The organism is Variovorax sp. JS1663 (genome assembly GCF_002157355.1).
In the GTDB taxonomy this organism is placed as follows: Bacteria; Pseudomonadota; Gammaproteobacteria; order Burkholderiales; family Burkholderiaceae_C; genus Variovorax.
Genome location: NZ_LYMK01000115.1, coordinates 1 through 2,604 on the forward strand (window position 1 = coordinate 1; position 2,604 = coordinate 2,604).

General features: G+C 65.6%; 2 protein-coding genes. Both read left to right on the forward strand.

Features of this window, described 5'->3' with window-relative positions; genetic code table 11:
- Nucleotides 1-159 precede the first annotated feature (159 nt).
- Complete coding sequence (gene istA, locus A8M77_RS34805; RefSeq protein WP_086926019.1) at nucleotides 160-1,770, forward strand: IS21 family transposase; 1,611 nt, start codon at nucleotides 160-162, stop codon at nucleotides 1,768-1,770.
- The gene (istB, locus tag A8M77_RS34810) at nucleotides 1,760-2,521 is read left to right on the forward strand and encodes an IS21-like element helper ATPase IstB (protein WP_086926020.1); all 762 of its coding nucleotides are present in this window, start codon (nucleotides 1,760-1,762) and stop codon (nucleotides 2,519-2,521) included. Before istA ends, istB begins: the two co-directional genes overlap by 11 nt.
- Nucleotides 2,522-2,604 lie beyond the last annotated feature (83 nt).

Consider the following 2,604-nt stretch of genomic DNA (forward strand, 5'->3'; position numbering starts at 1 on the left):
GGTCCCCGAACGACACGCAAACTCCCCCACTGATCGACACGTAAATTCCCCCGCCCCGGCCATTTGGCCGTGACGGAGTAGGCGGCGCCGGCGTCTCCCGGCAGCCGCTTTCGGGCAGGACGTTACTTTCTGCCCCCTCAGCCATGAGGGGGTGTTGGAGTGAATGTCTTGAAGCCGCATTTGCAGACGACCATTTGGACCCTGTTGGGCGCCGGGGCCAGCCAACGTGAGATCGAGCGCGTGACGGGCATCGATCGCAAGACGATCCGGGGATACCAGAAGCGCTTCGCTGCCATGGCAGCAAATTCCCCCGGGGTGTCCACCGACCCCGGAGGGCAAACTCCTCCACCCCGTCCACCGGCTCCGACGCCCGCGCGCTCGCCCGCGACGGTCTCGGCGTGCGAGCCGCATCGCAGCTTCATCGAGGCGCAACTGAGGCTGCGGCGCAACGCCATGGCCATCTACCAGGATCTGGTCGACCAGCACGGATTCACCGCCCGCTACAGCTCGGTGATGCGCTTCGCGCGCAAGCTTCGCCAGCACGAGCCCGAACAATTCGACCGCCTGGAGTTCCTCCCTGGGGAAGAGATGCAAGTCGACTACGGCGAAGGCGCGCCAACGCGCGTGCCGGGAACCGACCGCTATCGCAAGCCGCGGCTGTTCGTCGCGACACTGCGCTACTCCAGGCGCAGCTTCCGCCGTGTCGTCTGGAAGTCCAGCCAGCAGACGTGGGCGCAGCTGCACGAGCAGGCATGGCGCTACTTTGGCGGCAGTTGCCGTTATGTAGTTCTGGACAACCTCAAGGAAGGCATCGTCAAGCCCGACCTGTACGAGCCGCAGTTGAACTCCGTGTACGCGGCCACGCTGGCCCACTACGGCGTGATCGCCGATCCGGCCCGCGTCCGTGATCCCAATCGCAAGGGTTCGGTCGAGAACGCGATCGGTCACACCCAGGCCACGGCCTTGAAGGGGCGGCGCTTCGAGTCACTGGCCGAGCAGAACGATTTCCTCGAACACTGGGAGACCAAGTGGGCCGCCTCGCGCATCCATGGCAGCGCGCGCCGTCAGGTGCAGGCGATGTTCGAGGAGGAGCGGCCGTTGCTGCAGCCGCTGCCGGTGCTGGGCATGCAGTACTTCACCGAGTCCCAGCGCACCGTGTGCGACGACAGCTGCGTGCGTGTCGATCACAGCAGCTACGGCGCGCGGCCGGCGCCCATCGGCAGCCACGTGCTGGTGCGCGTGTTCGAGCACCGCATCGAGATCCGTGACCTGAAGACCCAGGCGCTGCTGCGCAGCCACGTGCGTGTCGAGCGTCCCGGCAGCGTCGTGCTGCCGATGGAGGAGCGAGTCTTCAACCCTTCACGCGAGACCCGCCGCATCCTCGCGCAAGCCAAGGCGATCGGCAATGACGCCGAGCGGCTGTGCGAGCTGCTGTTCGCCGTCGAAGGCCGCGTCGGCCAGCGCAAGCTCTGGGGCATCGTCCGCCTGGCCGATCGCTACCCACGCCGCCTTGTGGACCGCGCCTGTGCGCAGGCGATGCGCGACGGCATCTACAGCTACAGCCACGTCAAGAGGTTGACCGAGAAGATCGTCGCCGAAGCGCTGGCGGCCATCGAACGCACCGAAGAACCACGCCAGCTGGAACTCACGCTGACGCAGGAACACCCGCTGATCCGTCCCGCCGACATCTACGCCGAGTTGTTCTCTCGCTGTGCCTCGGCACAGCCTTCCGCTCCCCTGACCCCTGGAGGTACTGCGCATGACCATTAATGAGATCGAACGCACGCTGCGCGAGCTGCGCCTGTCCGGCATCGCCGCAACCCTGAACACCCGCGTCATGCAGGCGCAGGCCTCGCAGCAGCCGCTGCTGGAGACGCTTGCAGGATTGCTCCAGGACGAGCTCGACCGGCGCCACTCGCGCCTGACCGAGCGGCGCTTCAAGCAATCACGTCTCGATGAACGGCCCACGCTCGCCGACTTCGACTGGCGCTTTAACCCCAAGCTGCCTCGTCAGGCGTGTTTCGAGCTGCACACGCTGAAGTTCATCGCCGACGGCGCCAATGCCCTGATCATCGGCAAGCCAGGCACAGGGAAGTCGCATGTGGCCAAAGCCGTCGCCTACCAGGCCACCCTGCAAGGCCATGACGTTCGCTACCTTGAGGCCGACACCGAGTTCGCCCGCTTCGCACTGGCAAGCCCCAAGGAGCAGACGACGCTGATGCGCGCATACGTCGAATCCGATCTGCTCGTGCTCGACGACCTCTTCCTCGCGCGGCGCATCTCCGACGCCGCCGCCGAGTTGCTCCAGACCATCGTGCACCAGCGCTACAAGCGCCGCGGCAGCATCGTCGTGACCTCCAACCGAGTCGTGCAGGACTGGGGCAAATACCTCGGCGATGCAACCATGGGAACCACCATCCTCGATCGACTGATGCATCGCGCCGTCATGCTCGAGTTCGAAGGAAGGAGCTACCGGCTGAAGGAGGCCGCCGCACGCCTGGCGATCGCAGCCGAGGCGTGACCGATCAATAATGCAACCCTTGTCCTGCCTGGAGGAATTTGACTGTCCACAGGTGGGGGAGTTTGAAGTGTCGATCGGGGGCC